At 69.0% G+C, this 6636-nt stretch carries 7 protein-coding genes; all 7 read right to left on the bottom strand.

Annotated features, from left to right (window positions below; genetic code table 11):
• Positions 1 to 610: 610 nt before the first annotated feature.
• The 7 genes from J5X75_RS42450 to nhaA all read right to left on the bottom strand — a co-directional run bounded on the left by J5X75_RS42450 (position 611) and on the right by nhaA (position 6619).
• Positions 611 to 1000 carry a phosphotransferase family protein gene (locus J5X75_RS42450; RefSeq protein ID WP_238490958.1) on the bottom strand — a complete coding sequence of 130 codons (390 nt, stop codon included), beginning with the start codon at positions 998 to 1000 and terminating at the stop codon, positions 611 to 613.
• A 287-nt stretch (positions 1001 to 1287) separates the two neighbouring features.
• The gene (locus tag J5X75_RS42445; protein WP_208473396.1) at positions 1288 to 1497 is read right to left on the bottom strand and encodes a helix-turn-helix transcriptional regulator; all 210 of its coding nucleotides are present in this window, start codon (positions 1495 to 1497) and stop codon (positions 1288 to 1290) included.
• A gap of 208 nt (positions 1498 to 1705) precedes the next feature.
• Positions 1706 to 1867 (bottom strand): hypothetical protein, encoded by a 162-nt coding sequence (locus tag J5X75_RS42440; RefSeq protein ID WP_208473395.1) that lies wholly within the window; start codon positions 1865 to 1867, stop codon positions 1706 to 1708.
• A 6-nt stretch (positions 1868 to 1873) separates the two neighbouring features.
• A complete protein-coding gene (locus J5X75_RS42435; RefSeq protein WP_208473394.1) occupies positions 1874 to 2401 on the bottom strand; it encodes a hypothetical protein in 528 nt (175 codons plus the stop codon).
• Between the two features lie 268 nt (positions 2402 to 2669).
• Positions 2670 to 4307, bottom strand: a complete 1638-nt coding sequence (locus J5X75_RS42430; RefSeq protein WP_208473393.1) for an ABC transporter permease — start codon at positions 4305 to 4307, stop codon at positions 2670 to 2672.
• Positions 4304 to 5197 (bottom strand): ABC transporter ATP-binding protein, encoded by an 894-nt coding sequence (locus J5X75_RS42425; protein ID WP_208473392.1) that lies wholly within the window; start codon positions 5195 to 5197, stop codon positions 4304 to 4306. The genes J5X75_RS42430 and J5X75_RS42425 overlap by 4 nt, the downstream gene beginning before the upstream one ends.
• 111 nt (positions 5198 to 5308) lie before the next feature.
• Positions 5309 to 6619 carry a Na+/H+ antiporter NhaA gene (gene nhaA, locus J5X75_RS42420; protein ID WP_208473391.1) on the bottom strand — a complete coding sequence of 437 codons (1311 nt, stop codon included), beginning with the start codon at positions 6617 to 6619 and terminating at the stop codon, positions 5309 to 5311.
• Positions 6620 to 6636 lie beyond the last annotated feature (17 nt).

Raw genomic sequence — 6636 nt, 5'->3', positions numbered from 1 at the left:
GAAAACGCCTCCACCACGCGCTATCCAATCGCCGACAGCCTCCGTCCCTCACCTGCAACAGCCCACAAAAGACCAACGCGGGTTGATCACGACAGCCTCCGTCCCTCACCTGCAACAGCCCACAAAAGACCAACGCGGGTTGATCAGAACTCTGATCAACCCGCGTTTAACACCAGTCACCTAGTGCGTTGATTACGAACGTCCGCGTCCGGCGGGAACGGCCTCCCGCCGATTGAGGGTCCAGGGCGCGGAGACCGATCTTGTCGAACGCGTGGATCACTTGGTGCCCGGTGTCGGTAAGTCCGGTGAACGTCCGTGGCCGACGCACTAGCTGGCCTGTGGAACGGACGTCTGGGCAGCGTCGCTGGCATCCGTCATGCATCGCCACGGCCGGCGACCATCACCACTGGCATCGGCAGCCGTCAACCCTCGCAAAGGCTGGTCGGGGGTGACGACGCGCGGCCGCAATGTGCTGGTGAGGGAAGACAGCCGAGGCAATTTCACGCGGCGGTGCCAGACGAGTTGCACGATCAGCACCGTCGAACACTGGGGCCGCCGCCCATGGCCCCGAACTCGCCGCGTTAGAAGACCTCGCCGACAAGCGGCCTTCTCAGCGACCGCATCGGTAGTCGGCCCATCGGGCGGTCCAGTCGGCGAGATCGTGCATCCACCCCGCAGAACTCTGCCGCGACTTGAGCTGCCACTTCGCGGCGTTCTTCGAGGCGAAGTAGTCCAGGAGCGCGGGCTTGGTCACGACCCAGACCGGATTGCGTGACAACCAGTGCTCGGCCTGCTCGGCGGTGTGGCCGGCTGCGATAAGCCACGGAACCAGCATGGCCAACTCGATCCATGGGGCACCCCGGGTTGCCATCGCCCAGTCGACAAGCCGTAGACCGCGTGGGGTGACGATCAGGTTCGCGGCGGTGAGATCGGTGTGAAGGAGGGCTGTGCCTGCCATCGCCGGATGCTCGAATCCGAGCCGGCCCTTCGGCGTGAGCAAGGGGCAAATCATGAGCGGAAGTCTTACTGAGTCCCTCCAGGGCTGCGGTCAGCTGATCGAGATGGGGGCTTCCGGGGGACAGGTCGGCGTGCGGGCCGGCCAGGTGCTCGAAGGCGACCACAAGCCAGCCCGCCACCTCGAAATGCCACCTGACGGCGGGGGAGTAGGACCTGCTGACGGCCCTACTCACTCGCATCTCGTAGCGCAGCGACCGGGTGCCGGATTCCGATCGGTGCCGGCGAGCATGTCACGTCGCCGGGCCGGGTGGATCGCTGCGTAGGTGGCTGTCAGTCCGTGGGGAGGCGCTGGCTGGGGCGGTGTTCGGCGATCCAGGCTTCGACGTCGTCGGCCAGCCAGATCTTGCCCGCTCCGAGGACGGCGACGGGTTTGGGGAAGCTGGCCTTGTTGGTGATCTGGTACACGCGCTGAGGGGAGAGGTTGCCGAGCCGGACACGGATTTCATGCGCGTCCATCAATCGCAGGGATCGACTTGTCATGCGACGAGTATAGGCGTAGGTCACCGTGTCGCATGCCATGGCCACAATGAATCAGCCGGATGTGTGACTGTTCCCTGCGGACACCCTTTCCGGCTTGAGAAGCTGCTCCACGATCCAACGAACGCCGGCTTCTCGCACGAGCTGGGCCAGGGTGACCGGTCATCGACCACCGAGGGCACATGTGGGCCGTCGGAGGTCAGACGTGCGCCTATCGGCGCGGGCTTTTGACTCGGTTGTTCAATACCAGGGCGACCGTGCCCAGTACGGCGGCCAGCGCCCAGAGCAGCAGCGAATCCCACAACCAGCCGCCCAGCATGGACAGTCCGGCCAGCACCGCGACGATGCGCGGCCAGGGAAACGAGGACGACATATCTGATCAGCCCTTTCTCGGAGACTTGCCGCGCTTGTCGAGTCTGATGGGCTTGGCGGGTCCGGCGGACGCGCCGGGCCGGCCGGCCTTCGCGAGCTTTCGGCGCTTGCGGAAGAAGAGGAGTCCGACAGTCGCCACGGCGATTCCCCACGGCATGCCGGCCCAGGTGTTGAACGGGTGCCGGGACTGGTCGGTGCGCCCGTTCTCGGCCACGAACGCCGACGGGTCTTTCGCGTCGACGAACACCATCACGGTCTTCGTGGGGAAGAAGCCGCTGATCATCCGGGTGTAGGTGCGGCCGCCGAGTTCGTACGAGATCTCGGTGGCCTTGTTGACCTGGGTTTCCGGTGTTCCGCCGACCACGGTGGCCAGCACCGGCATACCTTCCGCCTGGAGCCGTTCCCGCTTGGCCTCGTCGCCGAATTTGACGATCGCGGTCGTGAGGAACAGCGAGAGGCCGCCCACCATCACCACGGCGTTGATCATCGGCCAGAACCAGCGGTGACCGGCATCGGCCGACATCGACACGGCCATGTGTGCACTCCTCCGTCGGGCCGGGCTGCATCTTCGCACAGCCCGGCCGTCATCGGTCCCCCCGCACTTCGATCTTGTCCTAGTCGGAGCTCGGCATCGGTGCGGTGGCGAGGAATCCCCATGCTGCGGGTCGCACCATGCGCCCCGCAAACAGCCCGCCGAGACCGACCTGGAACAGCAGAACCCGGGGTACGGTGCTCTTGCCCACCCCGCCGGGCCCGGTGATTCACGATGTGGTTGACCTTGATGTCCTCGCCGCCGAGCTTGTTTATGAGAGCAGGTCCCGGCGGCGGTACCCGAGCCCGCCGATGACGGCCAACGTCACTCCTGTCGCGAGCATGATCGCCGATGCTGCCGGGTCGGGGCCGGTCAACGGCACCGGTGCCAGGTGGGCGAACGGCGAGAGGTCGCGTACCCAGAGCGGTGCGGCGGTGCTCTCCGCGATGATCAGCAGCAGGAACGCGCCGACGCTGGGTAAGCCGCCGATCAGCCCGGTCCAGCGGGGTGCCCAGCCGACCGCCAGCACTGCCGCGCCGAGGCTGAGCAGCACGATCGGCAGGACGTTCCAGGTGCCGTGCAGTGCGGCGGCAAGGGCCAGATCACCGCCCATGATCGTGACGCCGGCCCAGGTGAGCAGGCCGGCGCCGGTGACCAGGAACGCCGCGGCCACGGCGGTGACGGCGACCTCGGCGCCGAGCAACCGGATGCGAGTGACGGGCTGGCTGGTGAGCAGGGTCAGCCGGCGGTCGGTTTCAGCGGCCAGGAACGCGGTCATCCGGACGGTGGTGAAGCCGGCGACGGGCATGGCGAGGATCGCGAACAGGGTCGCGGCGAAACCGGGAATGCTCCCCAACCCGGCGAACCCTGCCTGTGCTGCTTGACCGGCCAGGGCCGGGTTGTCGCGCAGGAAGCCGGTGACCGAGACTGCCGTCAGCCCGATCAGGAGGTAGTAGGCGCCGATGCCGATCAGCCAGCCGGTCGCCGGCAGCAACGTCCGGCGTACGGCGAAGGTCTCCACGCCGGCCAGCAGAGACGTTCGCGCCGGCCGTCCGGCCGGCGCCGGGATCAGGCCGCCGCGAATGTCGCGGCGTCCGGCTGCGGCCAGTGTCGCTGTGGTGGTCAGCGCGGCGGCCACGGCCAGCAACAGTAATGGCGGCGTGCGATTGTGGACGTAGGGTCCGCTGAGTGTCAGAAGGCCGAACGGTGACAGCCAGTGCAGCCAGCCGAGGGCGGTGACGCCGTCGCCGATCATGCGGGCCAACAGTCCCACACCCAATACCGCCACGGCCGTGCCGGTCGCGGGGGACCGGGCGGGGAACACCTGGGCGGTCAGCGCGGCAACCGCGGCGAAGAACACGCCCAGCAGGCCGGTCCCGGCGCCGTGGATGATCGCCCCGGCCGGTGGGGTGCCGGCGGCCAGCAGGACGGTCGTGATGGTGGTGGCGGTGGCGGCCGCGACCATCATCACGACAGCAAGGTGCCGGATCACCGTGTCACGCAGCGGCACCCGGCCGGACAGCAGCACATCCCAGTGGCCGGCGTCCTCCTCACCACGGGTGATCCGGGTCGTGGCCAGGATCGACCAGACACCCAGCAGCACGGCGATCACGGTGCCGACCCGCCACACGACGAATCCGCCAGCGGTATCGAGCCCGATGGGCACGCCGAACAGCGTACGAATCGCCGGGTTGCCGGCCAGCGCCCGCAGACTGCCGGCCGCCGCCGGGTCGGCCATCACCTGCCCGTAGGTCGCGGCCACCACGGCGGTCATACCCGCGGCCAGGCCGGTGACGGTCAGTCCACCGCGCCGGATCTGGCGGAGCGCCAGCCAGGTGACGGCCCGGCCCGGTGAAGGCTCGGTGGTGAGGCTGACGGTGGTCGACGCCGGGAGAATGCCGGTGTTCACCGGGACGCCTGCTCGCCGTAGTAGTCGAGGAAGATCTCCTCCAGGCTCGGTTCCCGTACCGCCAGCGCTGTCACGTCCACGGCGGCCAGTGCCCGCAACGCCGGGGCCGGTGCGGCGGTGAGGGTGAACTGCAGCTGCCCGTCGCCGGCGGGCTGGACGGCTGCGACGCCGGGGATCATGGTCAGGTCGGGGGCGGTGCCGGTGTAGGAGATCGTCACCTCGCTGCGGCGCAGACCTCGCAGATCGCTGATCGTGGCGACCTCGACCAGGCGGCCGGCCCGCAGGATCCCGACCCGGTCGCAGACGGCTTCGACCTCGGCAAGCTGGTGCGAGCTGAGGAACACCGTCTGCCCGCGGTCGCGGGCCTGCCGGACCGCGGTTCGGAACTCGTGTTCCATCAGCGGGTCCAGGCCGCTGGTCGGTTCGTCGAGCACCAGCAGCGGCGCCCGGGTCGCGAACGCGGCGACCAGGGCCACCTTCTGCCGGTTGCCCGTCGAATACGTCCGGGCCGGCTTGGAGACATCGAGGGCGAACCGCTCGACGAGCTCGTCACGATAGGCCACATCGGTGCCCGGCCCGGTGCGGGCCTGCAGGTGCAGGATCTCCGCGCCGGTCAGCTGCGGCCACAACGCCACATCGGCCGGCACGTAGGCAAGATGCCCGTGGGCGCGGGCCACATCTGCGGCGTCGACACCGAACACCTCGGCCCGCCCGGCAGTGGGTCGGGCCAGACCGAGAAGCAGCCGGATCGTGGTGGACTTACCGGCCCCGTTCGGGCCGAGGAATCCGAACACCTCACCCGGCAGGACATCCAGGTCCAAGGCGTCGAGGGCGGTCAGACGGCCGTAGCGTTTCGTGAGCTGGACAGCGCACAGCGCGGAATCGGTCATCGCAGGGTGCCTTCCGGTCGGAGCATGAATCAATGACCGCCGACCAGACTTCCCGGCACACCTATCGCTCACCGTACGCCCACGCGTGCCGCCGGGAAAGACCCGGCGCGGTCAGCGCCGCACGGGGTCGTCGTCCCAGACGTCGGGGATGCCGTCGGCGTCGGCGTCACGTTCCTCCGCGGCGCACAGCTGCCGGTAGTGCCGGTTGCGGGCCCGCAGCACCACCGTGGCCAGCAGCGCCGAGACCAGCGACCCGGCCAGGATGCCGATACGGGCATGCTCATCCTTCTCACTGCCGACGCCGAACGCGAGCTCACCGATCAGCAGCGACACGGTGAACCCGACCCCCGCCAGCAGCGCCAGACCGAGCACATCCCACCAGCTCACCCCGCCACCGAGGGTGGCGCGGGTGAACCGTTGCACCAGCCACGTCGACCCGAGCACCCCGACGCATTTGCCGACCACCAGACCGGAGATGACGCCGATCGTGACCGGGTCGCGCAGCGTCTCGCCGAGCCCACCCGCCCCGGCCACCGATACCCCGGCTGCGAAGAACGCGAAAACCGGCACCGCGAACCCGGCCGACACCGGCCGCCAGCGATGCTCGAAGTGCTCCGCCAACCCGGGCCCCTCGCCGGGACTGCGGCGGATCACCGGGACCATGAAGCCGAGCAGCACCCCGGCCACCGTGGCATGCACACCGGAGGCGTGCACCAGCGTCCAGGTCGTCGCGGCGAGGGGTAGCAGCAGCCACCAGGAGCGGACCCGCCGCTGCACCAGGAGGGCGAACAACCCCAGCGGCACCAGAGCGGCGGCCAGCGGCAGCAGGCTCAGCGAACTGGTGTAGAACACCGCGATGATCAAAATGGCGAGGAGGTCGTCGACCACCGCGAGGGTGAGCAGGAAGGTGCGCAACGCAGCCGGCAGATGCGTGGAGATGACAGCGAGCACAGCGAGGGCGAACGCGATGTCGGTGGCGGTCGGGACCGCCCACCCGCGTAACGCTCCGCCCGCCATGCCCGCGTTGACCGCCACGTAGATCAACGCGGGAACAGCCATGCCACCGACCGCCGCGGCCACCGGCAGCACCGCCCGACGCGGATCCCGCAGATCCCCGGCGACGAACTCACGTTTCAGCTCGAGACCCGCAACGAAAAAGAAGATCGCCAGCAGCCCGTCGGCGGCCCACTGCGCCAACGTCAGATCCAGATGCAGCGCGTGCGGGCCGACCGTGAACGCGACCAGATCCAGGTATCCCGCCGACCACGGCGAGTTCGCCCACACCAGCGCCAGAACGGCAGCGCCGAGCAACAGCGCGCCGCCGACGGTCTCGGTGCGCAGGATGTCGCCGATACGGCTGACCTCCGGCCAACTGCCCCTGCCGAACAGCTGACGGTGAGGGTGGGGCGGTGCGGTGGTCACAGCGGCTCCTCCCGGAA

The organism is Actinoplanes flavus, assembly GCF_017592555.1.
GTDB lineage: Bacteria > Actinomycetota > Actinomycetes > Mycobacteriales > Micromonosporaceae > Actinoplanes > Actinoplanes flavus.
Note: the sequence above shows the minus strand (reverse complement) of the source record. Positions and strands in the feature narration are given on the sequence as shown.